Here is a 26,691-nt window from a genome sequence, read left to right on the forward strand (position 1 = left end):
AATGAGCCGCAAGCACAATTTCTGCGCCGGCCCGGCAGCGCTGCCGGAGTCGGTCCTGCAAACCGCCCGCGAGGAGATGCTCGACTGGCACGGCGCCGGCCTGTCGGTGATGGAAATGAGCCATCGCAGCCCGGAAGTGGTGGGTATCGCCGAACGCGCGGAAGCCGCCCTGCGCGAATTGCTGGGCATTGGCGACGATTACGCCGTGCTGTTCCTGCAGGGCGGCGCCAGCACCCAGTTTTCCGCGGTACCGCTGAACCTGCTGGGCGACAAGCGAAGCGCCGACTACGTCAACACCGGGCAGTGGTCGAAGAAGGCCATCGCCGAGGGCAAGCGCTACGCCGAAGTGAATGTGGTCGCCAGCGCCGAGGACAGCAATTTCTCCATCATTCCAGCGCAAGAAAGCTGGCAGCTGGGCGCGGACGCGGCCTACTTGCACTACACCCCCAACGAGACCATCGGCGGGGTGGAATACTTCTGGGTGCCCGAGGTCGACGCGCCGCTGGTGGCGGACATGTCCTCCACCATCCTGTCCCGGCCCATCGACGTGTCGCGCTTTGGCGCGATCTATGCCGGCGCGCAGAAGAACATCGGCCCGGCCGGCCTGACCCTGGTCATCGTGCGCCGCGACCTGCTGGGCCGCGCCTCGGAGCTGTGCCCGGCCATGCTCAACTGGCAGGTGGCGGCCGACAACGACTCCATGTACAACACGCCGCCCACCTACGCCCTGTATCTCGCCGGCCTGGTGTTCGACTGGCTCAAGGCGCAGGGCGGCCTGGCGGCGATGGAGACGATCAATCGCCGCAAGGCGGAAAAACTCTACGCGGCCATCGACGGCAGCGGCTTCTACGCCAATCCGGTGGAGCTGGCCAGCCGTTCGCTGATGAACGTGCCCTTTACCCTGGCCGACGACAGCCTCGACAAGACCTTCCTGGCCGAGGCGGAGAGCGCGGACCTGCTGAACCTCAAGGGTCACCGCTCGGTGGGCGGCATGCGCGCCAGCATTTACAACGCGGTGAGCGAGGCCTCGGTGGACGCGCTGATCGCCTTTATGCAGGATTTCGAGCAGCGTTACGGCTGATGCCGTTGGCAAGTATGCGAAACGGGGCTGGCCTCACCGAAGCCGGATTAAGCGCAACAACCATAGCGGTTTTGTAGAAAGCAGATGGCTGACACGCGAACTCTCGAACAGGTCCGGGCGGATATCGACGCCATCGACCAGGAAATCCAGGCGCTGCTCAACCGCCGGGCGCAGTGCGCCCAGCGCGTGGCCGACATCAAGCTGGAGGAGGTGCGGGCGGCCCGGGAGCGGGGCGAGGCCGGGGCCGAGGTGGTTTACTACCGCCCGGAGCGGGAAGCCCAGGTGCTCAAGCGCATTATGGATCGCAACACCGGCCCCCTGGCGGGGGAGACCGTCGCGCATATCTTCCGCGAGGTCATGTCCGCCTGCCTGGCGCTGGAAAAGCCGCTGCAAGTGGCATACCTGGGCCCCGAGGGGACCTTCACCCAGGCCGCCACCATCAAGCACTTTGGCCACGCCGCCATTCCGGTATCGCAGAACACCATCGACGCGGTGTTCTCCCAGGTGGAATCCGGTGACTGCAACTACGGCGTGGTGCCGGTGGAGAATTCCACCGAGGGCATGGTCAGCCACACTCTCGACAATTTCATGGATTCGTCGCTGAAGATTTCGGGCGAGGTGGAGATGGCCATTGTGCACCACCTGCTGGTGCGGCCGGGCACCGAGCTGGGCGATGTGCGCAAGATCTGCGCCCACCAGCAGGCCCTGGCCCAATGCCGCAACTGGCTCGATTTGCACTGGCCCAATGTCGAGCGCGAGGCGGTGAGCAGCAACGGCGAGGCGGCGCGCATCGCCGCCAGCACTCCCGGCGTCGCCGCGGTGGCGGGGGACATGGCCGCCGAGCTGTACGCGCTGGACAAGCTGGCTGAGCACATTGAGGACTACCCCGACAACACCACCCGCTTCCTGGTGGTGGGCCGCGAGGAGGTGCCTCCCAGCGGCCGCGACAAGACCTCGATTATCGTCTCCAGCCGCAACAAGCCGGGGGCCCTGTTCAGCCTGCTGGACCCCTTCCGCAAGGCCGGCGTGAGCCTGACCCGGATCGATACCCGGCCCTCGCGCACCGAGAAGTGGGCCTATGTGTTCTTTATTGAGTTCGAGGGCCATTTGCAGGATGACAATATCCGTGCCATTGTCTCCGAACTCGAAGAGCAGTCCATATTGCTCAAACCCCTCGGCTCCTATCCCCGGGCGGTTCTGTAAGCGCCCGCATCGATTGTTATGACAGCGCGTATCGACACCACGGTAATCCTGGGGCTCGGCCTGATCGGCGGCTCCCTGGCCCGGGCCCTCAAAGCCCGGGGCTTCAGCGCGCGGGTCATCGGCCACGGTCACCGGGAGGCTTCGCTGGCCCGCGGCGTGGAACTCGGGGTCATCGACGACTACACCATGGACCTGAACGCCGCGCTCGAGGGCGCCGACGTGGTGGTGGTGGCAACCCCCACCCTGGTCGCCGCGGGCATGCTGGAGCGGATTTTGCCGCTGTACGCCGGCCGCGAGGAAGCGATGCCGGTGATCACCGACGTGGCCAGCGTCAAGGGCAACCTGCAGCGCGCCGCGCAAGGCGCGTGGGGGGGGCGCATGCCGCCGCGCCTGGTGCTCGGCCATCCGATCGCGGGATCCGAGCGCAGTGGCGTGGAGGCCTCGCGCGCCGACCTGTTCCGCAATCACCGGGTGATACTGACCCCCGACGCGGACAACGAGCCCGCCGCCGTGCAGCTGGTGCGCGACATGTGGCTGGCCACCGGCGCGGAGGTGGTGGATATGAGCGTTGCCAGTCACGACGCGGTGCTGGCGGCCACCAGCCACCTGCCCCACATGCTGGCCTATGCGCTGGTGGACGCCCTGGCCCAGAGCCCGGCGAGCGACGATATCTTCCGTTTCGCCGCCGGCGGTTTTCGGGACTTTACCCGCATTGCGTCCTCGGACCCGGTGATGTGGCGGGATATCGCCATCGCCAACCGCGAGGCGGTCCTCGCCACCATCGACCAGTTCAGCGGCCACCTGGCGGCCCTGCGCAAGGCCGTGGATACGCAGGATGCCGAGGGCATGCTGCAGACATTCAGCCGGGCGAAAGCCGCCCGGGACGAATTTGCCGCCATGCTCGAGGCGCGACAGCGCAACTGAGCCCGCGGCGGGATCTGGGAGAAACTATGGAATTCAAACTGATGCCGGGTGGCGCCATCACCGGCGAGGCCCGGGTACCGGGAGATAAGTCGATCTCCCACCGCGCCATCATGCTCGGGGCGCTGGCCGAGGGCACCACCCACGTCACCGGTTTCCTGGAGGGCGAGGATGCCCTGGCCACGGTGGCGGCCTTTCGCGGTATGGGGGTGCGCATCGACGGCCCCGAGGACGGCGAGGTGGCGATCGAGGGTGTCGGCCTGCACGGGCTGAAGGCGCCCGCCCACGCGATCGACCTGGGCAACTCGGGCACCACCATCCGCCTGCTCTGCGGCCTGTTGTCGGGCCAGGCCTTCGACAGCGAGCTCACCGGGGATGCCTCCCTGTGCAAGCGGCCCATGGGGCGGGTGATCGACCCGCTGGCCCGCATGGGCGCGCAAATCAGCAGCGCCGACGCGGGCACCCCGCCGCTGCGTATCCACGGCGGCCACGCGCTGCAAGGCATCCACTACGACCTGCCCATGGCCTCGGCGCAGGTGAAGTCCTGCCTGCTGCTGGCGGGGCTCTACGCCTCGGGGCGCACCTCGGTCACCGAGCCGGCGCCCACCCGCGATCACACCGAGCGCATGCTGCGGGGCTTTGGATACGAAGTGAAAAGCGACAACGGCGTGATCAGCCTCGCCGGCGGCGGCAGCTTGAAGGCCGCCGATATCGACGTGCCCGCGGACATTTCCTCGGCCGCCTTTTTCCTGGTGGCCGCCAGTATCGCTCCGGGTTCCGACCTGCTGCTTACCCATGTCGGCATCAATCCGACCCGCATCGGCGTGCTCAACATCCTCACCCTGATGGGCGCGGATATCACCCTCAAGAACGAGCGCGAAGTGGGCGGCGAGCCGGTGGCGGATATCCGCGTGCGTCACGCGCCCCTCAAGGGCATTGAGATTCCCCCGGACCAGGTGCCGCTGGCGATCGATGAGTTCCCGGCGCTGTTCATCGCTGCCGCCTGTGCCGAGGGCCGCACCGTGTTGCGCGGCGCCGAGGAGCTGCGGGTCAAGGAGAGCGATCGCATCGCCGCCATGGCCGAGGGCCTGACCACCCTGGGCATCCGTAACGAGATCCTCGACGACGGCATCATTATCGATGGCGGCACCCTTGGCGGGGGTGTTATTCACACCTACCTCGACCATCGCATCGCCATGTCCTTCGCCATCGCCGCGCTGCGCGCCGAGCGCGAGATCCGCATCCTCGACTGCGATCACGTGGCCACGTCTTTTCCGGGCTTCGACGCCCTGGCCCGCGGCCTGGGCCTGCAAGTCTCGGCGCTGGCGGAATGACAGCGGCCCCGGTCATCACCGTCGACGGCCCCAGCGGCGCCGGCAAGGGCACGCTCAGCCACATGCTGGCGGAGCGGCTGGGCTGGCACTTTCTCGACAGCGGCGCCCTGTACCGGGTGACCGGCCAGGCCTGCCTGATCGAGGGCGTGAGTTGGGGCGACGAGGCGGCGGTGGCCGCGGTGGCGCGGCACCTGGAGGTGAGCTTTAGCGCCGCGGACAGCGGCGAGATCCTGGTGGCCTACAAGGGTTGCGATATCAGCCGTGACATCCGCACCGAGGAGGGCGGGCGCGGCGCGTCTACCGTGGCGGCGATTCCCGCGGTGCGCGAGGCCCTGTTGCAGCGCCAGCGGGAATTTCGTCGGCCCCCGGGCCTGGTGGCCGACGGTCGCGACATGGGAACCGTGGTGTTTCCCGACGCTCCGCTCAAGCTTTTCCTCACCGCCTCGGCCGGGGAGCGCGCCCGGCGGCGCTATGATCAGTTGCTAGCCAAGGGAGAAAATGTTAGTCTCCCGCGCCTTCTCGAGGACATCGAGGAGCGGGACGCGCGCGATAGAAGCCGTCCGGTCGCTCCCCTGTTGCCCGCCGAGGACGCCGTCGTGATCGACAGCACCGCGATTCCGGTCGCGGAGGTGTTTGCGATGGCCATGAGGGAAGTTGCGGCAAAAGGGCTTATTTAGCCGCTATTTGCCTCGATCTCCTTCTAGATGAAGCAGTAAGCTGTGTCTGCGACCGGCCCAGAAGTGGTCCGGGCACGGTAATGATCATTGACCCCGGGCCGGCTGGCGGCACGGAGCAGGTAGCGCGGCGATTGTGTTATTGATCGATGGCCCCGCCACCGCAATCACTTTATTACAGGTAATGTGGAATGAGCGAATCTTTCGCTGAACTTTTTGAAGAGAGTCTGAAAACCGTCGAGATGGAGCCGGGCAGCATTGTCACCGGCGTCGTTATCGACATCGACAACGAGTGGGTCACCGTCCACGCGGGCCTCAAGTCCGAAGGCGTGATTCCTCGTGCCCAGTTTACCGACGCTGCCGGGGAGTGTTCCCTGAGCGTGGGTGATGAAGTACAGGTGGCACTGGAAACCGTGGAAGACGGTTTCGGTGAAACCAAGCTGTCCCGCGAGAAAGCCAAGCGCGCCGAGGCCTGGAAAGAGCTCGAAGCCGCTTACGAGGCCGAAGAGGTGGTTACCGGTGTTATCAACGGCAAGGTCAAAGGTGGCTTTACCGTCGACATCAACTCCATCCGCGCCTTCTTGCCCGGTTCCCTGGTGGATGTGCGCCCGGTGCGCGAAACCACCCACCTGGAAGGCAAGGACCTGGAGTTCAAGGTCATCAAGCTGGACCAGAAGCGCAACAACGTGGTCGTCTCTCGCCGCGCCGTGATGGAAGCGGCCAACAGCGAAGAGCGCGAGGCCCTGCTGGAAGCCCTGCAAGAGGGCATGACCATCAAGGGTATCGTGAAGAACCTGACCGACTACGGCGCCTTCGTCGATCTGGGTGGCGTAGACGGCCTCCTGCACATTACCGATATGGCCTGGAAGCGTATCAAGCACCCCTCCGAGATTGTGGAAGTGGGCCAGGAAATCGAAGTCAAGGTCCTCAAGTTCGACCGCGAGCGCAACCGCGTGTCCCTGGGTCTCAAGCAACTGGGCGAGGACCCCTGGGTGGAAATCACCGGTCGTTACCCGGAAGGCAGCCGCGTCATGGCGCGGGTCACCAACCTCACCGACTACGGCTGCTTCGCCGAGCTGGAAGAGGGCGTGGAAGGCCTGGTGCACGTGTCCGAGATGGATTGGACCAACAAGAACGTCCACCCCTCCAAGGTTGTCCAGCTGGGCGACGAGGTCGAGGTGATGGTGCTGGATATCGACGAAGACCGTCGCCGCATCTCCCTGGGCATCAAGCAGTGCCAGCAGAACCCCTGGGACGCTTTTGCCGCCACTTACAGCAAGGGCGACAAGATCTCCGGCAGCATCAAGTCGATCACTGACTTCGGTATCTTCATCGGCCTGGAAGGCAATATCGATGGCCTGGTGCACCTGTCCGACATCAGCTGGAACGAAGCTGGCGAGGAAGCGGTGCGCAACTACAAGAAGGGCGACGAGATCGAAACCGTCATCCTGTCCATCGATCCGGAGCGCGAGCGCATCTCCCTGGGTATCAAGCAGCTGGACGGCGACGCCTTCTCCGACTATGTGGCCGAGAATGATCGCGGCTCCATCGTCAGCGGCGAAGTGGTCGAGGTTGAGGCCAAGGCGGTGATCGTGAAGCTGGCCGAGGACGTCGAGGGCGTACTGAAAGCCTCCGATATCAGCCGCGACCGCGTGGAAGATGCCCGCAATTCCTTCAAAGTTGGCGACACCGTGGAGGCGAAGATCATCTCCGTGGATCGCAAGAACCGTGTCGTTGCCCTGTCCGTGAAGGCCAAGGACTACGACGACGAGAAGGAAGCTGTGAAGTCCCTGAAGGACCAGGACGAGGCCACCTCTCCGGGCACCATTGGCGACCTGATCAAGGCGCAGATGGGCGAAAAGTCCTAAGCGATGCACTGATCCTGAGGCGGCCGCCGTGCCGCCGATTCTGTAAAAAGGGCCCTTCGGGGCCCTTTTTTCGTTAAAAAATAACAACTTGCGCAAATTGTCCCAGGCGTTCACAATATCCTGCAATCGACGGGCAGTGGATAAGAACCGCGTGCGCAGGGGGCTGGATGACCAAGAGCGAACTGATTGAAACCATAGCGGCCAAGCAGACCCAGCTTTCCGCCAAGGATGTCGAGCTGGCGGTGAAGACCATTCTGGAGCACATGTCGCAGGCGCTGTCCGTGGGCGAGCGCATCGAGATTCGCGGTTTCGGCAGCTTTTCGCTGCACTACCGGGAGCCACGCCGCGGCCGCAACCCCAAAACCGGCGATACCGTGGAGCTCACCGGCAAGTACGTGCCCCACTTCAAGCCGGGCAAGGAGTTGCGCGAGCGGGTCAACCTGGGCCTGCAAGGAGCACTGTAGGGCCGAATTCATTCGGCCAGCCGGGCCATGAACGAAGCCCCCGTAGGGCCGAATTCATTCGGCCAGCCGGGCCACAACCGAAGCTCCCGTAGGGTCGAATGTATTCGGCCAGCCGGGCACAGCCGCAACTCCCGCGGGGCCGAATACATTCGGTCTCCGCCAGGCGGATAAAACTGAGACTACACGGGTATCACCTTCGCCCCCGACACATGCGAACAGGCCCCAGACCATGAAACTGCTCCGCAAGCTCCTCTCCCTCCTGATCGTCCTGGCCATGCTCGCCGCCGGGGTACTGTTCGCGCTGCAGAACCGCGACCCCGTGCCGCTGGATCTGCTGGTTTACACTTTCGAGTCCCACAGCCTCGCCCTGTGGGTCTTGTCCGCTTTCGCTCTCGGCGGTGTTGCCGGCATGCTCGCCTCGGGCGCTGTCATCCTGCGACTGCGCGCCGGCCGCTCCGCGACCAGCCGCCAGTTGCAAAAGGCCAACGCCGAACTGGACCGCCTGCGCACCGCGGGGCTCACAGGCAGTGAATGACCTGCTGCTGTTCGCCCTGCTGTTTGCCGCCATCGGCATTGGCTGGTACATGGGGCGGCGCAGCCGCGCGGTGCCGGCCCAGGGCGCCGCGAAAGATTTACCCAGCCAGTATTACCGCGGCCTGAACTACCTGCTCGACGGTCGCCCCGACGGTGCGGTGGATGCTTTCATCGACGCCCTGGAGGTCAACAGCGAAACCCTGGAGACCCATATCGCCCTGGGTAATCTGCTGCGCAAGCGCGGCGAGGTCGACCGGGCGATCCGCATCCACCAGAACCTGCTGGCGCGGCCCAGCCTGCCGCGGGTCCAGGTCCACCAGGCCCACCTGGAACTGGCCCGGGACTATATCAGCGCCGGCCTGCTGGACCGGGCGGAGCGCCTGCTGCTGGACCTGGTCAAGGAGTCCCCGGAGCAGCGCAGGGCCAGCCAGCGCTACCTGCTGGAGATTTACCAGAGCGAGCGGGAGTGGCCGCAGGCCATCGACGTGGCCACCGCGCTGCTGCCGCGCAAGTCGCTGCTGGGGGGGCAGGCCGAGGAGCCCTGCGGCGCGCAGAAGCAGCCGGTGAGCGTGGCATTGGCGCACTACTACTGCGAGCTGGCGAGCGACAAGCGCGATGCCGGTGAGCTGGTGGAGGCGGCCCGCTTGCTGCAACAGGCCCTGGTGTACGATCGGCAGTGTGTGCGCGCCTCGATCATGCAGGGGGAGGTTGAGTACGCCGCGGGCAATTACAAGCAGGCGGTGAAAGCCCTGCGCCGGGTGCGACAGCAGGACCCGGACTATATCCCCGAGACCATTGCCACCTTGCGCAAGAGTTACCGCGAGCTGGACGATCACCGCGCCCTGCGCACTTACCTCAAGGATTGCCTGGCGGCGAATCCCTCGGCGCCGCTGGTGCTGGCGGTTGCCGAGGACTTGCGCGAGGCGGAGGGCGCCGACGCCGCGGCGGAGTTCCTGTCGGAACAACTGGCGGAGCGGCCTTCGCTGCGCGGCCTGGCGCGCCTGATCGCCCTGCAGATGGACGAAACCCGCGGCCGCGTGCGTGACAATCTCAGCCTATTGCAGGTGCTGGTGGATCGGCTGATCGCCGAGCGGCCGGCCTATCGCTGCGGCCACTGTGGTTTCGCCGGCCGACAGCTCCACTGGTACTGCCCCGGCTGTAAGCACTGGGGCACCATCAAGGCCATTCGCGGCACCCGGGTGGATTGATCGCCCCGGCAAGCGGGCGCTGGAGACCACCGGGCGGGCCGCAACGTTATTCGCAACAAGAGGAAACCCCATGACATCCCCGATACTGGTCGCCCTGGACTTCCCCGACACCGCACCGGCAGTGGCCCTGGCCGAGCGCCTGGCGCCGGAGCTGTGCCGCTTGAAGGTGGGCAAGGAACTGTTCACCCGCGGCGGTCCGCAACTGGTGGAGCGCCTGCAGGGCATGGGTTTTGAAATCTTCCTGGATCTTAAATTCCACGATATTCCCAATACCGTAGCCGGCGCGGTGCGCGCGGCGGCGGACCTGGGGGTGTGGATGGTCAATGTGCATGCCGGGGGCGGGCGGCGCATGATGGAGGCGGCCGTGCAGGCCCTGCGGCCCTACGAAAAGCCGCCGCTGCTGATCGCGGTGACCGTGCTCACCAGCATGTCCGACGAGGACCTGGCTGAGTTGGGTTACGGCGAAAGCGCCGCCGAGCGGGTGCGGCGCCTGGCCGCGCTGGCCCAGGACTCGGGGATGGACGGGGTGGTCTGCTCGGCGCTGGAAGCGCGGGACCTGCGTACCCATCGCGGTCCCGATTTCTGCCTGGTCACGCCGGGCATACGGTTGGCGGGGGACGACGCGGGCGACCAGCGGCGGGTGGTGACCCCGGCGCAGGCCCTCGCCAACGGCTCCGACTACCTGGTGATAGGGCGCTCCATCACTGGCGCCGATGATCCTCTGGCGGCGCTGGAGAGGGTGCACGCGGAAATCGCGTAACATCAAATACGCCCGCGGCGGGGCGCGCGCAGCCCCCGCCTGCTAGGCTCTTACGTGGTACGGATGCCTGCAAGGACGCAGCCCTCGTAAATGGAGATTACCATCATGAAGCACTCGATTCTCAGCCCTCTGGTGTCAGTCGCGGCCCTTGGCGGCCGTCGTCTGGCAATGTTTGTCCGATCCACCTCGCTGGCCACCGCGCTGGCGGTGCTGGCCGGTTCATCGCTGCTGTTGCCCGCCGCGCCGTCGGTCCTGGCGCAGGAGATGGCCCAGGCGGCACAAGCGGCGCCGTCGACGGTGAACATCAATACCGCGGATGCCGAAACCCTGGCCGGCACCCTGAGCGGCATCGGCTTGTCGCGAGCCGAGGAAATCATTCGCTACCGGGAAGCCTATGGCCCCTTCAAGTCGATCGATGAACTGGCCGACGTGAAGGGCATCGGGCCGGCTACCCTCGACAAGAACCGTGCGGTCATAACACTGGAATAGCGCCGGCGCATCCGTATCATGTGGGGGCTTCGGCCCCCCTTCGTGTTTTCGGGCCGGCCGTTTTGGACTGACACGGGGAGAGTGCGGGTGCCATCGAGGCTCGATTCATAGTGAAATGCCTGGTAACCGGGGCCACCGGTTTTATCGGCGGCGCCCTGTGCGCGCACCTGCGCGAAGCCGCGATCGAGCTGGTCCCCGTGAGCCGTTCGGGCGCTTCCCTGGCCGATGGCAGCCCGACCCTGGCCGCTGACCTGTTCGCCGCGCAAGAGTTACTGCGCGGCGTGGACAGTGTCTGCCACCTGGCGGGTATTGCCCACCAGCGCGCCGCGAGCGCCGACTACCAGCGCTTGAACGTGGATGCCACCCTGGCCCTCGCCCGGGCCGCCATCGAAGCCGGCGTGCGCCGCTTCGTCTTTGTCAGCAGCGTCAAGGCCATGGGGCCGGCAGGCGGTGATTCACCGCGCAATGAATCCATGGTGAGCGCGGCGGGCGATGCCTACGGGCGTTCCAAGTGGGAGGCCGAGCGGGGCCTGTTGGCGCTGTGCGAGGCGTCGGCGATGGACCTCTATATCCTGCGCCCCTGCCTGGTGTACGGCCCGTCGCCCAGGGGCAATCTGCGCCTGCTGGCCCGCGGCGCGCGCTGGGGCATGCCGCGGCCGCCGGCGGGAGGGGCGCGTTCCATGGTTGGCCTCGACGACCTGACAGCCTTGCTCTGCCAGTTGTTGCGGGGCGGCCCGGCCGGTGCGCACACCTGGATCGTGAGCGATGGTCAGCGCTACAGCGCGCGCTACCTGTACGACACCCTGCGCGGCGCGATGGGGCGAAACCCCGGCCCCGAATGGTTGCCGCCGCTTGCCTGGCGCGCCGCCGCCACGCTCCTTGATAGGTTGCTGGGCCAGGAGGCTGGCGCCACCTACGACAAGTTGTTTGGCACCGAACTCTACGATCACGGTGCGCTGTCGCGCGACCTGGGCTGGCGGCCGCGGCAGACGGTGGCGGATTTGGCCGCGCGCATGGTGGCCTCCCCGTGACCCTGTTGTGGTTGCCGCCACTGGCGGCCCTGCTGGCGGTGGCCGCCTGTGGCGCCTACCTGAAGCTGGCGCGTCACTGGCAGTTGCTCGATCACCCCAATCACCGCAGTTCCCACAGCCTGCCCACGCCTCACGGTGGCGGCGTGCCGCTCCTGCTTAGCCTGGCGGTGGCTGTGCTTGCGGCCGGCGGGTTCGGCGTGGCCTGGTCCGCCGAATTGCGCTGGCTGCTGGGCTTTGCGTTGGCGTTGATGGCGCTGGGTGTGCTGGATGACCTGGTCGGCCTGTCGGTACGCTTGCGCTTCGCGGTTTACGCCCTGTGCTGCCTGGTCGCGGCGGCGCTCCTCATGGCGCCGCTGGGGCCCCTGGCCTGGTGGCTGCTGCTGCCGGTGGGGTTCGCCTTGCTGTGGGGCTTGAATCTGTTCAATTTCATGGACGGGATCGACGGCATCGCCGCGATACAGTGCTTCATGGCCAGCTGCGCGGCGGCGTTGTTGGCGTTTTTCCATACCGGTGCCGGGGAGTATGCGCTGTTCTGCCTGTTGCTGGGTTTTTGTCACCTGGGTTTCCTGGCGTGGAATTTTCCGCCGGCGCGGCTGTTCATGGGGGATGCGGGCAGTGTGCCCACCGGCTTTTTGCTGGGTGCCCTGGCCGTGTTGGGGGAGGTGAGTGGCGCGCTGTCCGCGGCGACCTGGCTGGTGCTGTTGGCCGCTTTCGTGGCGGATGCGAGCTATACCCTGCTGCGGCGGTTGTTGCGTGGCGAGCGGATCACCGAGGCCCACCGCGAGCACCTGTACCAGCGTCTCAGCCGGCGCTGGCACTCCCACCTGGCGGTGGACCTTGCGCTGTTGGCAACGATGGCTTTATGGCTGTTTCCGCTTGCCTGGGCGGTACAGACGTTTGAACAATACCGATTATTCCTTGTAATTTTGGCCTATCTTCCACCCTTGATATACATGGCGAAATCGGCCGATTTCACGTAATATCCAGGCTCCGGTTCCACGCCCAATTCATGCCAAAAGTGGGTCCGGTTTCGGCATTGGGAGTGGGAGGCATTTTGCGCTATCGGCTTGGCAAATACGCGCTGCAGGCATCGTCCGGTGTGCTCGAAAGCATGCGCGATGGCCTGGAAAAGTTGATAGAGCTGCCCCGCAATATCAAGCAGGCTTTCCTGCTGTCCATCGACATGGTTTTCGTCGCCGCCGCGATGTGGGCGGCGGTGGCCATACGCTGGGGCCACACCAACTTCCATTTGGGGCTGGTGGAGTATTTCTGCGCGGCATTCACGGTTATTGCCAGCGCGGTGGTCTTCCTGCGCCTCGGGCTCTACCGCGCGGTCATTCGGTTCATGGGCCAGCAGGCCATCTGGGCGGTTATCACCGCGGTGAGCTATTCCACCCTGATTCTCGGCGCCACGGTCTTCTTTACCCGCGCCGAAGTTCCGCGTTCCATGCCCTTTATCTACTGGTGCCTGGCACTGCTGCTGATCGGCGGCTCGCGCCTGATCGTGCGCGCCTACTACCAGGCCAAACTGCGCTCGATGTCCAAGAACGTGATTATCTACGGTGCCGGGGAGTCGGGACGCCAGTTGCTGACCGCCCTGCACCACGGCGACCAGTACCGGGCGGTGGTCTTCGTCGATGACGACTCGCGATTGCAGCACTCGGTGATCAACGGCCTGCAGGTGGCGCGGCCGGAGGAAATCGCCCAGCTCATCGACCAGCACAATATCACCCAGGTTCTGCTGGCCGTGCCCTCGGCCTCGCCCGAGCGGCGCCGGGAAATCATCGACTCCCTGGTGGGCCTGCCGGTGCACGTGCGCACGGTGCCCAAGATCAACGAGCTGGTGTCGGGACGCGCGAGCGTCAACCAGATCGAGGACATCGACCTCAACGACCTGCTCGGCCGCGAACCCGTGCCGCCCTACCCGGAACTGATTGACCGCTGCATTACCGGCAAGGTGGTCATGGTCACCGGCGCGGGCGGCTCCATCGGCTCGGAGCTGTGCCGGCAGATCCTGATGTCGGGCCCGGATGAATTGCTGCTGCTGGACAATTCGGAGTACGCCCTCTACCAGATCGAACGCGAACTGCAGGAGTTGATGTTGGAGCTGGGCGTGCAGGTGGAGATGGTGACGCTGCTGGGGTCGGTCCAGGACCAGCGCCGGCTGGAGACCATCTACCGCACCTTCAAGGTGGAGACCGTCTACCACGCCGCCGCCTACAAGCACGTGCCCATGGTCGAGTACAACGTCGCCGAGGGCGTGGCCAACAATGTTTTCGGTACCTGGTACGCCGCCGAGGCGGCGCGCAAGGCCGGGGTGGAAACCTTCGTGCTGGTGTCCACCGACAAGGCGGTGCGCCCCACCAACATGATGGGCGCGTCCAAGCGTTTTGCCGAAATGATTCTCCAGGGCCTGGCCCAGCGCGAGACCGGCACTCGCTTCTGCATGGTGCGTTTCGGCAATGTGCTGGGTTCGTCGGGTTCGGTGGTGCCGCTGTTCCGCGAGCAGATCGAGGCCGGTGGTCCGGTGACCGTCACCCACCCCGAGGTGTCGCGTTACTTCATGAGTATCCAGGAGGCGGCGCAACTGGTCCTTCAGGCCGGCGCCATGGGCACCGGTGGCGATGTTTTCGTGCTCGACATGGGTGAGCCGGTGCGCATCATCGACCTGGCCCGGCGTATGATCCGCCTCAGCGGCTACGAGATGCAGCACGATGGCCACGGTCCCGGGCAGATCGAGATCGAGTTCATCGGCCTGCGCCCCGGCGAGAAATTGCGCGAGGAGCTGCTGCTGGGCAGCAATGTCAGTGGCACCGGTCACCCGATGATCATGCGGGCCGAGGAGGAAAGCCTGCCCTACGGGCAGATGCAGCGTTATCTCACCGACCTGATGCACTACTGCGATACCATGGACTGCGCTGGCATTACCTCGGTGCTGAGTTCGGCGGTCAGCGGTTTCGGTAGCCACGAGGTGCGCCATGACCACCTGTGGCGCAAGCAGGGCAAGGTGCCCCGCCAGCCGGCCGTCGCCAAGGTCGCGCCCGTCGGCTCCAACGTGCAGGAGCTGTTTCCCGAAAAAACCTGAGCTGTTCGCTCATCCGGCAAACCGAATTACCCAATAGGTTCACATGACACACTTTGATGTTTTCAATGGCGATGCCGATGGCCTGTGCGCCCTGACCCAGTTACGCAATGCCGAGCCCCGCGAGGCCACCCTGGTGACCGGGGTGAAGCGCGACATCAAGCTGCTCCAGCAAGTGCAAGCCGAGCCGGGGGCGAAAGTCACGGTGCTGGATGTATCCATGGACAAGAACATGCCGGATCTCCAGCGCGTGCTGGAGTCCGGGGCCGAGGTGTTCTACTGCGACCACCACTTCGCTGGCGACATCCCGGAGCACCCGCGGCTGCAGGCGGTCATCAACACCGCGCCGGACGTGTGCACCAGTCTGCTGGTCAACAACCACCTGGAGGGGGCCTTCCTGGGCTGGGCCGTGGTGGGTACCTTCGGCGATAACCTGCGGGACAGCGCGCGGCGCATCGCCCGGCCGCTGGGGCTGGACGATGCCAAGTTGGCGCAGCTGGAAAACCTGGGCATTTACATCAACTACAACGGCTACGGCTCCCGCCTGGAAGACCTGCACTTCCCGCCGGAGCACTTGTACCGGTTGATCAGCGCCCACGCCGACCCCTTTGCCTTCATGGCGGAGGGCCGCGAGCACTTCCAGAAACTGGAGACCGGGTACCGCGAGGACATGGCCGCGGCCGCCGCCGTGGATCCGGAGTTTCGCGACGACGCCGTCGCCGTGTTCCGTCTGCCGGACGAGCCCTGGGCGCGCCGGGTCAGTGGCGTGTACAGTAACGACCTGGCCAACGCCGACCCCGGTCGCGCCCACGCCGTGTTGACCGAAAAGGCCAACGGCTGCTTCCTGGTCAGCGTGCGCGCCCCGCTCAACAACAAGACCGGCGCCGACGAATTGTGCATGCGCTTCCCCACCGGCGGTGGGCGCAAGGCCGCCGCCGGCATCAACGACCTGCCGGGGGATATGTTGCAGGACTTTATCGATGCGCTGTCAGGTTTTTACGCCTAGGCAGATTGAATGCCCTCGGGTTTCAGGTTGAGTAGCCTGGAATTCGCGGCAGCGTACTTAGTTGCGCAATTTGTAGCGGTCGCGAACACCTGGCGATCACCACCACGCAGTCGCCTTGGGTAGAGCCCCCATCCCCACACTTATTTTTAGGCGGTTTTCACAAATTTCATTTTTTTAAAAATACAGCTGGAATAAAAAGAGCTAAAGCTGTAAGTTGCCGGGGATGAATATTACGGACGTGTTTAATCCCGTTAGATGCAGGTCCGCCGGGCCATAAAGCCAGTGGATTGATGCGCAAGAGAGCAGGTATATTTCCGGGTAGCTAAGGAAAGCTGCAATAATTTGTCAGGGAGACTGTAAGAATGGGGCGTAAAATTTCCTCCTTCCGGGGTGTGTTATTGGGTCTGCTGTGTTGTGCCGCATCGATAGGCGCCTATGCGCAACACGCTTCGTTCTACGAACAGAGCTTTGAAACAATTGAGTTTCCGCCCCCGGGGTGGGCCCGTCTCAGCGTTGTCGGCGATGAGCAGTGGACGCGGGACACCAGCGAAGCGCGTTTTGGACAGGCCAGTGCTTTCATTAGATACGATTATCCCGAGGGGAGCGACTGGTTAATCTCACCCGCGTTTACCGTGTCCGCGGGAGATGAACTGTCGTTTTACATCCGAACCGAATTCAGTGGATACGCGCCCGATGAGTTGTCTGTGCGCGTGTCGCGCACGGGAACACAACCAGCGGACTTTGTCGACGAAATACTCAATCTGCAGGAAGGCGTGAATTATCCCGCGTCGGATACCTGGGAGAACCACACACTGTCGCTCGGTGCGTATGACGGGGAAACCATTCACATTGCTTTCCATAACACCAATGGTGATGGCAATGGTGTGTATATCGACCAGGTCGCACTTGGCACGCGCCCCCAGGTGGATGTTGGGGTCTTCAGTATCGAGGCGCCGGAGATCATGGGGGAGGGCGCCGTGGAACCCAGGGTGGTGGTGTATAACGGCGGCTTGCAGGATCAGCCATTTACGGTGCGTCTGGAGGCGGATGGGGGTTATTCCAGCACCCGGCTGGTATCTTCGCTGGCACTATTGGAGATGGAAACGGTCACCTTCGACTCGTGGACGCCCGAGCCGGGGACTAGAACCCTGACGGCCACGGTGGAACTGGCGGGTGATGAAATCCCAGCCAATAACACCCTGGCCAAATCGATAAATGTGGTCAGTGAATTTCCCAACCAGGGCTGGGTGACCAAAGACCCCCTGCCTGGCGCCAAGTGGGCCTCGGCGGTTGCCGGTTTTGCCGCTCCGGGCGCGGATCACAACAACCGACTGATGGTTCTCGCGGGCAAAGATGCATCTTCCAATATGGTGAGTGACGTCTTGGTCTACGACCCACACGCGGGGAGCTGGTCATCCCTGGCCAGTGCGCCACAAGCTGTTCAGCAAGGGCAGGCTTTTTTTGCAGGTGAAAAGGTGTTCCTGATCGGCGGCTATGCCTCCGGCTTTAACCCTTTGTCGGGCGGCAACGTCCAGATATACGACATCGCGACAGACTCCTGGAGCACGGGCACCGATATGCCCGTTGCCGTGGGCGATTTCGCCGCCGCACAGTACCGGGATTCACTGCTGTACGTCATCGGCGGTTACAACGGCAGCGTAGATGTCAACAATGTGCAGGTATACGACACCGAAACCGATCAATGGCATGCCGCCACGCCGTTCCCGGGTAACCTGGTGGCGGGGGCCAGGGCGGGAATAGCCCTGGGTAAGTTGGTCGTCGTTGGCGGATACAGTCAAACTTCCGGCAGCCAGACGAAACAGGCGTATGTCGGAGAGATCGGCGCGGACTTCACTTCGATTACCTGGTCGCAAGTGCAGGACTATCCTGGCGGATCGATTGGCAGGCATGCTGGCGTGTCGCTGAGCCGGGCGTGGAGCCCCTATGTGTATTACACCGGTGGCGATCCGACCGGGCAAGGAAACAGTGCGATAGCGGAGACCTGGGCATTCAACGTGGAAACCATGGCCTGGGAAGCCGGTCCCCCGAAACCGACAGTCGCGAGTAACCTGATGGGGTGGGGCACCGTCGAGGTTGATGATGTGGTGTACTTGGCGACAGTGGGTGGCTACGACGGGAGCAATTTCCTGGCGACCAGTGAATGGCTGGCCCTGGGGCCCGTGGCACCTCCGACCACGGAACTCAGCGTTGTGCCCGCAGGCGAAGTCCATCCTATTGCAGGTAGCATCAGCGGCGGCGGCGTTGCCTGCGGCATCGGTCATGCGGCATCGGTTACCCCGGAGGCGGTGTCCAGTGCCCCCCCGGCCGATGTCAGCTTTCCCTACGATATGCTGGAGATGAATCTTCAGAATTGCATCAATGGCGCCACGGTCACCGTGGAGCTGCGTTTTCCCGAGGATCTGCCGGCGGATGCCGAGTACTGGAAATACGGTCTCTTGCCGGGCACGCAGAGCGCGGAGTCAGGTTGGTACTCCATCCCGCTCACCATCAACGGCAGCATCGCCACTTTCGAGCTGGTGGATGGGGGCCAGGGTGACAACGACGGTACGGCAAATGGCTTCATCCAGGACCCGGGTGGTATTGGCGTTGCCAGTACGAATTCCGGTCCGGGTACCGGAACGGGTACGGGGAACTCCCCTGTTGGCATTCCCGCCGTATCCCACTGGGCGCTAATGTTGATGTCGCTGCTGCTCGCTGGGTTTGGTTTACGGCGGCTGCGTCACTAACAGGCAGTTGGAAAGCGGCCTGTGTCATTGACCCTCTTCGCGGACATGCGCCGCAAAGAGGGTCTGCAAAAGCAACGAAGCTTTTTTAACACCCTGAAGGGGGGCGCCCGGTATCCGACCCGGTTCAGGTGCGCAACTTGTAGCCGGTGGCGAACATGCGGTGTATCACCGCCACGCAGGCCAGCATGAACAGCGCCGTCATTGCCGCGCTGATACCCACCGGAACGTCCGAGACCCCGTAAAAACTCCAGCGAAAGCCGCTGATCAGGTAGACCACCGGATTGAACAGGGTCACCGTCTGCCACACCGGTGGCAGCATGTCGATGGAATAGAAACTGCCGCCCAGGAAGGTCAGGGGAGTGACCACCATCATCGGCACGATCTGCAGCTTCTCGAACCCGTCCGCCCATACGCCGATGATAAAGCCGAACAGGCTGAAGGTCACCGACGTCAGAACAAGGAAACCGAGCATCCACAGCGGGTGCTCGATCTGGTAGTCGACGAACAGGCGCGCGGTGGCCAGAATCAAGGTCCCCAGGATGATCGACTTGCTGGCCGCGGCGCCAACGTAGCCGAGTATGACCTCGCCCACCGATACCGGCGCCGACAGCAGCTCGTAGATGGTGCCGGAGTACTTGGGCATGTAAATGCCGAAGGAGGCATTGGAGATGCTCTCGGTCAACAGCGATAGCATGACCAGCCCCGGTACGATGAAGGCCCCGTAGCTGATGCCGTCGATTTCCACCATCCGCGAGCCGATGGCGGCGCCGAACACCACAAAATACAGAGAGGTGGAAATCACCGGCGAGGCAATGCTCTGCAACAGGGTGCGGCCGGTGCGTGCCATCTCGAAGCGGTAAATGGCGCGAATCGCGTGAATGTTCATGAGCGTTCCTTGACGAGTTCGACGAAGATTTCCTCCAGCGAACTCTGCTGGGTGTGCAGGTCCCTGAAGTGGATGCCCTGGGCCTGCAGGTCGCGCATCAGGCCGGCAATGTCGTTGTGTTCCCGGTGCAGGTCGTAGGTCCAGGTCAGGGCGTAGCCGTCATTGCTGACCTCCAGGCCATCCCTCGCCAGGGCCGCGGGCAGTCCGTTCAGCGGGTCCTGCAGATACACGGTGAGTTGCTTCTTGCCCAGCTTGGCCATCAGTGTGTGTTTGTCTTCCACCAGCACCAGTTCGCCGCGATTGATGACGCCGATGCGGTCCGCCATGTCCTCTGCCTCTTCGATGTAGTGGGTGGTGAGAATGATGGTGACCCCGCGCTTGCGCAGGCCGTGAACCATTTCCCACATGCCGCGCCGCAGGTCCACGTCGACCCCGGCGGTGGGTTCATCCAGAAACAGGATTTCCGGCTCGTGGGACAGGGCCTTGGCGATCAGCACCCGGCGTTTCATGCCGCCGGACAGTTCCATGATGCGGGCGTGTCGCTTGTCCCAGAGCGACAGGTCCCGCAGCAGCTGCTCGATATAGGCGGGATTGGGCGGCTTGCCGAACAAACCGCGACTGAAGGACACCGTGGCCCAGACGCTTTCGAAACCGTCGGTGGCCAGCTCCTGGGGCACCAGGCCGATCAGCGAGCGCGCCGCGCGATAGTCCCGAACCACATCGTAGCCATTGGCGTGGATCCGCCCGCCGCTGGGCGTAACTATCCCGCACACCGAGCCGATCAGAGTGGTCTTGCCCGCGCCGTTGGGCCCCAATAGCGCGAACAGTTCTCCGCGGCGGATGTCGAGGTTGATGTTCTTCAGGGCGGTGAAGCCCGAGGCGTAGGTCTTGTCGAGATTCCTGATACTGATTATTGCGTTGTCGTCGGACATGCATTCTCCTGTGATCGCTCTCGGCGGCGCTGCTTCGCTGCCTGTGGAACGGGTGGGCGGGGAGGGCCCTCAATGCCGCGGTTCGGTGTTGCCCCCGCGCGGCCGTTCGATCCATTGACCGCACGGCCGGGGATTTGTTTCGATGCTGTGCCATTCCACTCTCCACGACGGTGGCGACAGTGCCGGGAGTGTACAAGCTCAACCGTGGTTGAGATCAATGCGGGGTGGGAATCGCGTGGCGGCCCCGCGGCAGATGCCACTTGCGCTCGCCGTGGTACTGGCAGAAGATGCCCGGTGCCAGGCATGGTAACAGAGGAAGGATTGTGGATTGGGACGACATGAAGGTGCTGCTGGCTTTGAGCCGCAAGGGCTCGGCGCGGGGAGCGGCCCAGGAACTGGGGGTGAGCAACTCCACCATCACCCGGCGCCTGGACGACCTGGAGCACCATTTGCAGACCCAGTTGTTCGATCGCACGCCGGATGGTTATCGCATGACCGCGGCGGCGGAGGAACTGCTGCCAGCGGCGGAGCATGTGGAAGAGCTGCTACTGTCGGCGGAACGGCGTATCACCGGCGGCGATCAGCACCTGGAAGGCAGTATCCGCCTGACCATGCCGGACGTTTCGGGCATGGGCTTCCTGATGAAGCGGCTGGCGCTTTTTGCCGGGGAGTATCCCGGTATCGAGCTCGAGCTGATGCCCAGTTTCGACCCCCTCGACCTGAGCCGCAGGGAGGCGGATATCGCAATTCGCGTCATGCCGGCGGGCACCAAGCCGCCCGAGTACCTGATTGGTCGCTACCTTGGGCCCCTGACCGCCTCCACCTATGTACATCGGGACCTGCTTGACCCGGATGTGCCGGACGACGTGTCCCGCCTGACCTGGATCGGCAAGAACACCACCGGCCAGAAGGAGGATTGGCTGGCCGATACCGATTTTCCGCAGCACCCGGTGCGCCATGCCATCATCAATGTCAATCTGTTGGTGGACGCTATCAAAAACCGCATGGGCATGGCCTACCTGCCCTGCTTCGCCGTTTACGATCTACCCCAGATCGTTCGGGTGCCCGGATCGAGAGTCGTGCACCACTCGGATATGTGGGTACTGACCCATAAGGACTTGCGCCTCAGTGCGCGCATGCGGGTGCTGCGCGAACTGATCGCCGAGGAGTTCGCGAAAATCCGCGGCCAACTGGATACTCGCTAGAGCCGTTTGCGATCAGCGGGCGTGGTCGTCGCGAGCTTTGCCGCCAGCTTGTCCGGCACCGGGCTGTAGTGGTCGAACTCCAGCGTGAACAGTGCCCGGCCGCGCGTGGCCGAACGCAGGTCGGTGGCATAGCCGAACATTTCCGCCAGGGGTACCATGCCCAGGATGTCGTGCGTGCCATCCGCCCGCGGTTCGGTACCCAAGACTTCACAGCGGCGGGCATTGAGCTGCCCCAGGACGTCGCCCAGATGTTCTTCCGGCGTCACGACCTCGATTCGGCACACCGGCTCCAGCAGGACCGGTCCCGCCTCGAGCGCCGCCTTGCGAAAGGCCTGGAAGCCCGCGTTCTTGAACGCCAGTTCACTGGAATCCACCGTGTGGGTGCTGCCGTCCACCAGCGACACTTCGATGTCGGTCAGCTCCTGGCCGTGGTGCAGGCCGGTTTGCGCGCCTTCGCGCACGCCCTTTTCCACCGCGGGAATGAAGGCTGCCGGCACAACGCCGCCCTTGATCCGGTCGCGAAACACAATGCCCGAGCCGGGCTTGCCCGGCCGCAGGTCGACGAAGACATGGCCGTACTGGCCGCGGCCACCGCTCTGGTGAATGTAGCGCCCCTCGATTCGGCTCACCGGCCGCGATACGGTCTCCTTGTAGGTGACCAGGGGCGCGCCGCTGCGTAGTTTGACCTGGTGTTCGCGCTCGATGCGATCGATGAGGATTTCCAGGTGCAGCTCGCCCATGCCCGAGAGGATGGTCTGCCCGCTATCGTGGTCGACATGCACGCGGAAGGTGGGGTCCTCCTCCATCAGCTCGCGCAGGGCGCGGTCCAGTTCGTCCTTGTCGCGCGTTGCCAGCGGTTCAATGGCGATATTGATGACCGGGTCGGGGAACTGGATGCTCTCCAGCACCAGCGGATGGTCGAACGCACACAGCGTGTCGCCGGTGTGCACTGCCTTCAGGCCCACCACGGCGTCGATTTCGCCCGCGGGAATGGCATCGATATCCTCGCGCTGGTCGGCGAATACCCGCACCAGGCGACCGATGCGCACCTTGTCGCCGGTGCGGGGGTTGAAGGCCTGTTCGCCGCTGCGCAACTCTCCGGAGTACACGCGGATATAGGCCATCTGTCCGGCGTAGGGGTCGGTAACGGTCTTGAATACCAGTGCGCACAGAGGCTGGTCCTGGCGCAAGGGCCAGTGTTCCAGGGTGCCGGTCTGGGGGTGGTGGCCGGTGACTTCGCGCCGATCGAGGGGGGAGGGGAGGTAGTCCACCACCGCGTCCAGCAGCGGCTGGATACCGATATTGCGCAGGGCGGCGCCACACAGCACCGGATACAGACGGTTGTCGAGAGTGGCCCGGCGCAGGGCCGCCCGCCACTCGGGCAGTTCGATCGGCTTGTCGGCCAGGTAGCGCTCCAGCAGGGCGTCGTCGGTTTCGCAGATGGCCTCGAAGAGGCGCTGCCGGGCGGCCTCCGCCGTGGCGACCCATGCCTGGGGTAGCGCGCTTCGCTCCGGGTGGGCGCCGAGATTGTCGGGCCAGCGGATCAGCTCCATGGTCAGTACATCGACCACGCCGTCAAAGTCCTGTTCCTCGCCGGCGGGCAGGTTGATCGGCACCGGCTCCACCAGCAGGCGTTTGCGGATACTGGCCAGGGCGCGGTCGAAGCTGGCGCCCACCCGGTCCATCTTGTTGATGAAGCAGATACGTGGCACCTGGTAGCGCTCTGCCTGGCGCCACACGGTTTCGCTCTGGGATTCCACGCCGTGAACACCATCGAATACCACGATGCCGCCGTCCAGTACCCGCAGGGCGCGCTGTACCTCCGCGGTGAAGTCGATATGCCCCGGGGTATCGATGATGTTGATCTGGTGTTCGCGCCATTGGGTGGTGATGGCTGCCGACACGATGGTAATACCGCGTTCGCGCTCCTGGTCCATCCAGTCGGTGATCGCCGTGCCGTTGTCCACCGAGCCGATCTTATGGGCAAATCCGCTGTAAAACAGCATGCGTTCGGTGGTGGTGGTCTTGCCGGCATCGATATGGGCGATGATGCCGATATTGCGGATTCTGTCGGGCTCGAAATGTCGGGTGTCCATGGCGCGGGCTCCCGCGGTGGGAGGGAAACCCTATCAGCTTAGGATACGCCGCCGGACGTGGCGCTGGCGCGAAAAGAACGATGAGGCATAAATAGCCTGGTCGCTAGATGTAAATCGCATTTCCCGCGGAGCATTGCGGTGAGTGAACGATCGCCGGGTCGGCTACACTTTATTCTGGCGGTGAATGCCAGCTTCGCCGCGCGGGCGCAGGCCCGGCCAAACCACGGAGTGCCTATTCATGTCCGACTTCAATCACAGCCTTTACACCGACTTCCCCCAGTACGCCGACCGTATCCGGCAACTCAAGCAAGAAGACGAAACCTTTGCCCGTCTGGCCAGTGAATACCATAAGCTGGATCACCGTGTGCGGGGCCTGGAGGTGCGTGACATACCCACGTCGGACCAGATCTTTGAACAGATGAAATTGCGTAGGGTCCAGTTAAAGGACCAGATTTTGCGCATGTTGGAATAAGCCCGCCGGCTTCGAAGTTTGCTCCGGCGCCGTGCAACGATTGGCGACAGCGCAGGGTCTGAATGCGAATTTCCGGTGATTACCCCGCCGCGGGGGCGATACGCAGTTCATCAGTCGTCTCCCCGGCCGCGCGATCCGTCGGCCGTACCGCCCGCCCGAGTGCGCCCGCGCTCATCGCCATGCCAAAAGCCATGCCCTGACCGTAGCCGACCCCCATATCCAGCAGGGCCTGCCGCTGGGGGGCGTTCTCCACCCCTTCGGCCACGAGGGAGAGCTGTAGTTGCCGCGCGATCTCCACGATGTGGGGGATGAGCGAGGACTTGATCCGGTGTTCTTCCATGTCCATGACGAAGCTGCGGTCAATCTTGAGGACGTCGCAGGGCAGTTGCCGGAGCAGGTGGAGGTTGGAGTAGCCAGTGCCGAAATCGTCGATGGCGATGTGGATTCCCAGCTCCTTGAGCGCGTGCAGGTGGTCCTGGGCGCGGCTGTCATCGAGGTATTCGTCCTCGGTGATTTCCAGGGCGATGGTAAACCGGCTGCGCCTGAATTCGGGGATGTCACCGAGCATCTGAATGGCGTCGCCGACGATATCCTGTGGAAAGACATTGAAGCTGACCCGAAAGCCCGCCGGCAGGGCGGATTCGCGCTCCAGTTCGGCCAAGGTACTGCGAATCATCCGCGATGTGAGCTGCCAACTGAGGCCTATCTTGCCCAGTGTGGGGATAAACTGGTCCGGGGGCAGGGGGCCGTAGTCATCCCGAAAACGCGACAGGACCTCACAGCCCACCACGTGCCCGGATTGCAGGTCGACAATGGGTTGATAGAGCCAATAGAACGCCCCGGATGCCAATCCGCGGCGCAGGCGCGGACGCATTGACATGCGCCGTTTCAGCACCAGCAAGGTGCTGGCGCAGCCGAGCGAGCCCAGCAGCAGGCTCACTGGCAGGGTGAGGGTCAAAGGCACCCCGTGGCTGCTCAGTATGTCTCCCCAGCCGAGGCGGGTGGCGGCACAATACCTTGGGTAGCCGGGTGCGCACAGCTGGTGCTGGAAATTGCCGGAGAGGGGCAGGATGTTGGCCAGCTTGTGATCGTCCGGCCGGTAGATTCCCGGTTGGCCGGAGACGTTCGTCAGTTGCTCGCCGTGTCGAAACACCAGTTCCCACTTCATCATGGGCCGGTCCATCCACGTGAATTGCATCCGTTCCATTACCACGTTGAACCTGCCCTGGCGGATGAGGAGTACCGGATGGGTCCGCTCGAACAGCAGCAGCTGCGCATCGGTCCACACCCGGTAGCCGCTGGGGGTTGTATAGTCAGCCGGCCCCTGGCGAATTGGCTGCGCGATGGAGCCCAGGCCGGTGGTACAGGTAAGCAGGTCTTGCTCGTAGAAGCCGATATCCTTGATGTAGGTGGAGAAATAAAGGGCCTTGCGCATGGCTACCAGGGTGGCCCGGTCGCAACGCGTGTGATCGAGCGCGTTCAAGGAAGCCAGAACCGTCTCGCCCTCCCGCGCCATTTTTTCCACCTGCTCCAGCAGCAGTATGGTTGCATCCACTTGCATGCGCCTGGCATCCGTATACACCAGCTGTAGCCAGATTGCCGCGGTAACCAGCGTTGTCGCCAGTGCAATGAGCATTGCCATTGTTTTATGTTTATAGCTGGGCTTGTACATGTCCCCACTTGTCCAGATGCCCGCGCGTGAGTAGCGCGTTGAGGCTGTAGAAAAACCTAATTTACATCGGTAAAACCCGGTAAAATGGCATTGTAGCGTGAAAGGATTCCCGAAAATGCCAAAGTTCAAGGCCTACAACTACAATCAAGACGCCATGGTGGTGGTCAACTTCAAGGAACAGTTGCAGCCAGGGACCTTTGAACACGCCATACACTTCTTGATCGATAACAAGCTCGACCTTTCTCTCTTCGATAAACACTACAAAAACGACGATGATGGCCGGCCTGCTTACGATCCGGCGATTTTGTTGAAGATCGTGCTGTTTGCCTATTCCCGCGGCATTACATCGAGCCGCGAAATTCAATGGTGCTGCGAAACCAACATCATCTTCAAGGCGCTATCCTGCGATACGGTTCCTCACTTTACGACCATTGCTGCCTTCGTCAGCAGTTATCCATCAGAGATCGAACAGTTGTTTGAACAGATTCTCCTGGTCTGTCACAAGCAAGGCCTGCTGAGTAATGATCTTTTCGCCATTGATGGCTGCAAAATGTCGTCCAATGCAGCAAAGGAATGGTCGGGTACCTTCAAGGAGTTGGAGGAGAAGAAACAGAAGATACGCAGCCGGATTCGCCATTGCGTTCGCGAGCACCGCAAGCTGGATAAGAATAGTCCGAGCAATGCGCCGCAAGCCGCCCGACAGGCGCAGACGATCAAGACGCTGGAGCAAGCCTTCGACAGGATCGATCAATTCTTAAAGACGCAAGCCCCACGGATGGGGCAAGGTAAGCGACCAAAGGAAGTGAAAAGCAACATCACCGACAATGAATCGGCGAAGATGACAACCTCTAAGGGAACGATTCAAGGGTATAACGGCGTCGCAACCGTCGACAAAAAGCATCAGATTATCGTGGACGCCCAGGCATTCGGTCATGGTCAGGAACATCACACCCTACGTCCTGTTCTGGAATCACTGGAAAAGCGGTATCAAAGACTGAAGATCCGTCAAAACCTACTTAACCAAAA

General features: G+C 63.4%; 23 protein-coding genes and 1 pseudogene. 20 read left to right on the forward strand and 4 right to left on the reverse strand.

All coding sequences use genetic code 11. The annotated features are described in order from the left end of the window. Position 1: 1 nt before the first annotated feature. The 17 genes and pseudogenes from serC (at position 2) to JYP50_RS22305 (ending at position 18,402) form a co-directional block, all read left to right on the forward strand. On the forward strand, positions 2 to 1,081 hold the full coding sequence (gene serC, locus JYP50_RS20195; RefSeq protein WP_206562373.1) for a 3-phosphoserine/phosphohydroxythreonine transaminase: 1,080 nt from the start codon (positions 2 to 4) through the stop codon (positions 1,079 to 1,081). A gap of 84 nt (positions 1,082 to 1,165) precedes the next feature. Beyond that, positions 1,166 to 2,284, forward strand: a complete 1,119-nt coding sequence (pheA, locus tag JYP50_RS20200) for a prephenate dehydratase (protein WP_206562374.1) — start codon at positions 1,166 to 1,168, stop codon at positions 2,282 to 2,284. Between the two features lie 18 nt (positions 2,285 to 2,302). Continuing rightward, the gene (locus tag JYP50_RS20205) at positions 2,303 to 3,208 is read left to right on the forward strand and encodes a prephenate dehydrogenase/arogenate dehydrogenase family protein (RefSeq protein ID WP_206562375.1); all 906 of its coding nucleotides are present in this window, start codon (positions 2,303 to 2,305) and stop codon (positions 3,206 to 3,208) included. 26 nt (positions 3,209 to 3,234) lie between these two features. Next, a complete protein-coding gene (aroA, locus tag JYP50_RS20210) occupies positions 3,235 to 4,539 on the forward strand; it encodes a 3-phosphoshikimate 1-carboxyvinyltransferase (protein WP_206562376.1) in 1,305 nt (434 codons plus the stop codon). Further along, entirely contained in the window at positions 4,536 to 5,216 is a 681-nt protein-coding gene (gene cmk / locus JYP50_RS20215; RefSeq protein ID WP_206562377.1) for a (d)CMP kinase, read from the forward strand. The genes aroA and cmk overlap by 4 nt, the downstream gene beginning before the upstream one ends. A 188-nt stretch (positions 5,217 to 5,404) precedes the next feature. Beyond that, positions 5,405 to 7,081 (forward strand): 30S ribosomal protein S1, encoded by a 1,677-nt coding sequence (gene rpsA, locus JYP50_RS20220; protein WP_206562378.1) that lies wholly within the window; start codon positions 5,405 to 5,407, stop codon positions 7,079 to 7,081. A 167-nt stretch (positions 7,082 to 7,248) separates the two neighbouring features. Further along, a complete protein-coding gene (ihfB, locus tag JYP50_RS20225; RefSeq protein ID WP_206562379.1) occupies positions 7,249 to 7,545 on the forward strand; it encodes an integration host factor subunit beta in 297 nt (98 codons plus the stop codon). 229 nt (positions 7,546 to 7,774) lie between these two features. Further along, on the forward strand, positions 7,775 to 8,080 hold the full coding sequence (locus JYP50_RS20230) for a LapA family protein (protein ID WP_206562380.1): 306 nt from the start codon (positions 7,775 to 7,777) through the stop codon (positions 8,078 to 8,080). Continuing rightward, complete coding sequence (lapB, locus tag JYP50_RS20235; protein WP_206562381.1) at positions 8,073 to 9,287, forward strand: lipopolysaccharide assembly protein LapB; 1,215 nt, start codon at positions 8,073 to 8,075, stop codon at positions 9,285 to 9,287. Before JYP50_RS20230 ends, lapB begins: the two co-directional genes overlap by 8 nt. 70 nt (positions 9,288 to 9,357) lie before the next feature. Beyond that, complete coding sequence (gene pyrF / locus JYP50_RS20240; protein WP_206562382.1) at positions 9,358 to 10,047, forward strand: orotidine-5'-phosphate decarboxylase; 690 nt, start codon at positions 9,358 to 9,360, stop codon at positions 10,045 to 10,047. A 105-nt stretch (positions 10,048 to 10,152) separates the two neighbouring features. After that, on the forward strand, positions 10,153 to 10,536 hold the full coding sequence (locus tag JYP50_RS20245) for a ComEA family DNA-binding protein (RefSeq protein WP_241263371.1): 384 nt from the start codon (positions 10,153 to 10,155) through the stop codon (positions 10,534 to 10,536). A gap of 110 nt (positions 10,537 to 10,646) precedes the next feature. Further along, positions 10,647 to 11,567, forward strand: a complete 921-nt coding sequence (locus JYP50_RS20250) for an NAD-dependent epimerase/dehydratase family protein (protein WP_206562383.1) — start codon at positions 10,647 to 10,649, stop codon at positions 11,565 to 11,567. Further along, complete coding sequence (locus JYP50_RS20255; protein ID WP_206562384.1) at positions 11,564 to 12,547, forward strand: glycosyltransferase family 4 protein; 984 nt, start codon at positions 11,564 to 11,566, stop codon at positions 12,545 to 12,547. Before JYP50_RS20250 ends, JYP50_RS20255 begins: the two co-directional genes overlap by 4 nt. A gap of 74 nt (positions 12,548 to 12,621) precedes the next feature. Continuing rightward, a complete protein-coding gene (locus tag JYP50_RS20260; protein WP_241263372.1) occupies positions 12,622 to 14,652 on the forward strand; it encodes a polysaccharide biosynthesis protein in 2,031 nt (676 codons plus the stop codon). A gap of 43 nt (positions 14,653 to 14,695) precedes the next feature. After that, the gene (locus JYP50_RS20265) at positions 14,696 to 15,655 is read left to right on the forward strand and encodes a DHH family phosphoesterase (RefSeq protein WP_206562385.1); all 960 of its coding nucleotides are present in this window, start codon (positions 14,696 to 14,698) and stop codon (positions 15,653 to 15,655) included. A gap of 362 nt (positions 15,656 to 16,017) precedes the next feature. Beyond that, positions 16,018 to 18,204: pseudogene (locus JYP50_RS20270) on the forward strand (choice-of-anchor J domain-containing protein); the annotation flags it as partial. Positions 18,205 to 18,321: 117 nt separating this feature from the next. Next, the gene (locus JYP50_RS22305; protein WP_431311308.1) at positions 18,322 to 18,402 is read left to right on the forward strand and encodes an IPTL-CTERM sorting domain-containing protein; all 81 of its coding nucleotides are present in this window, start codon (positions 18,322 to 18,324) and stop codon (positions 18,400 to 18,402) included. 124 nt (positions 18,403 to 18,526) lie between these two features. Here the strand turns inward: JYP50_RS22305 and JYP50_RS20275 are convergent, their stop codons facing one another. Together JYP50_RS20275 and JYP50_RS20280 are read right to left on the reverse strand one after the other, a co-directional pair. Further along, positions 18,527 to 19,288, reverse strand: coding sequence for an ABC transporter permease (locus JYP50_RS20275; RefSeq protein ID WP_206562387.1), 762 nt, complete (start codon positions 19,286 to 19,288; stop codon positions 18,527 to 18,529). Beyond that, positions 19,285 to 20,220, reverse strand: a complete 936-nt coding sequence (locus tag JYP50_RS20280; RefSeq protein WP_206562388.1) for an ABC transporter ATP-binding protein — start codon at positions 20,218 to 20,220, stop codon at positions 19,285 to 19,287. Before JYP50_RS20280 ends, JYP50_RS20275 begins: the two co-directional genes overlap by 4 nt. Before the next feature lie 323 nt (positions 20,221 to 20,543). Here JYP50_RS20280 and JYP50_RS20285 point away from each other — a divergent pair, with 323 nt between their 5' ends. After that, positions 20,544 to 21,425, forward strand: coding sequence for a LysR substrate-binding domain-containing protein (locus tag JYP50_RS20285; RefSeq protein ID WP_206562389.1), 882 nt, complete (start codon positions 20,544 to 20,546; stop codon positions 21,423 to 21,425). Here the strand turns inward: JYP50_RS20285 and fusA are convergent. Continuing rightward, positions 21,422 to 23,521 carry an elongation factor G gene (gene fusA / locus JYP50_RS20290; protein WP_206562390.1) on the reverse strand — a complete coding sequence of 700 codons (2,100 nt, stop codon included), beginning with the start codon at positions 23,519 to 23,521 and terminating at the stop codon, positions 21,422 to 21,424. The genes JYP50_RS20285 and fusA overlap by 4 nt on opposite strands. Positions 23,522 to 23,759: 238 nt before the next feature. Here fusA and JYP50_RS20295 point away from each other — a divergent pair, with 238 nt between their 5' ends. Continuing rightward, on the forward strand, positions 23,760 to 23,993 hold the full coding sequence (locus tag JYP50_RS20295) for a YdcH family protein (protein ID WP_206562391.1): 234 nt from the start codon (positions 23,760 to 23,762) through the stop codon (positions 23,991 to 23,993). A gap of 79 nt (positions 23,994 to 24,072) precedes the next feature. Here JYP50_RS20295 and JYP50_RS20300 read toward each other — a convergent pair whose 3' ends face one another. Next, positions 24,073 to 25,629, reverse strand: coding sequence for an EAL domain-containing protein (locus JYP50_RS20300; protein ID WP_206562392.1), 1,557 nt, complete (start codon positions 25,627 to 25,629; stop codon positions 24,073 to 24,075). 151 nt (positions 25,630 to 25,780) lie between these two features. Here JYP50_RS20300 and JYP50_RS20305 point away from each other — a divergent pair. After that, a partial coding sequence (locus tag JYP50_RS20305) for a transposase (RefSeq protein WP_241263373.1) occupies positions 25,781 to 26,691 on the forward strand: 911 nt, incomplete at its 3' end.

Source organism: Parahaliea mediterranea, assembly GCF_017255185.1.
Classification (GTDB): domain Bacteria; phylum Pseudomonadota; class Gammaproteobacteria; order Pseudomonadales; family Halieaceae; genus JAFKCZ01.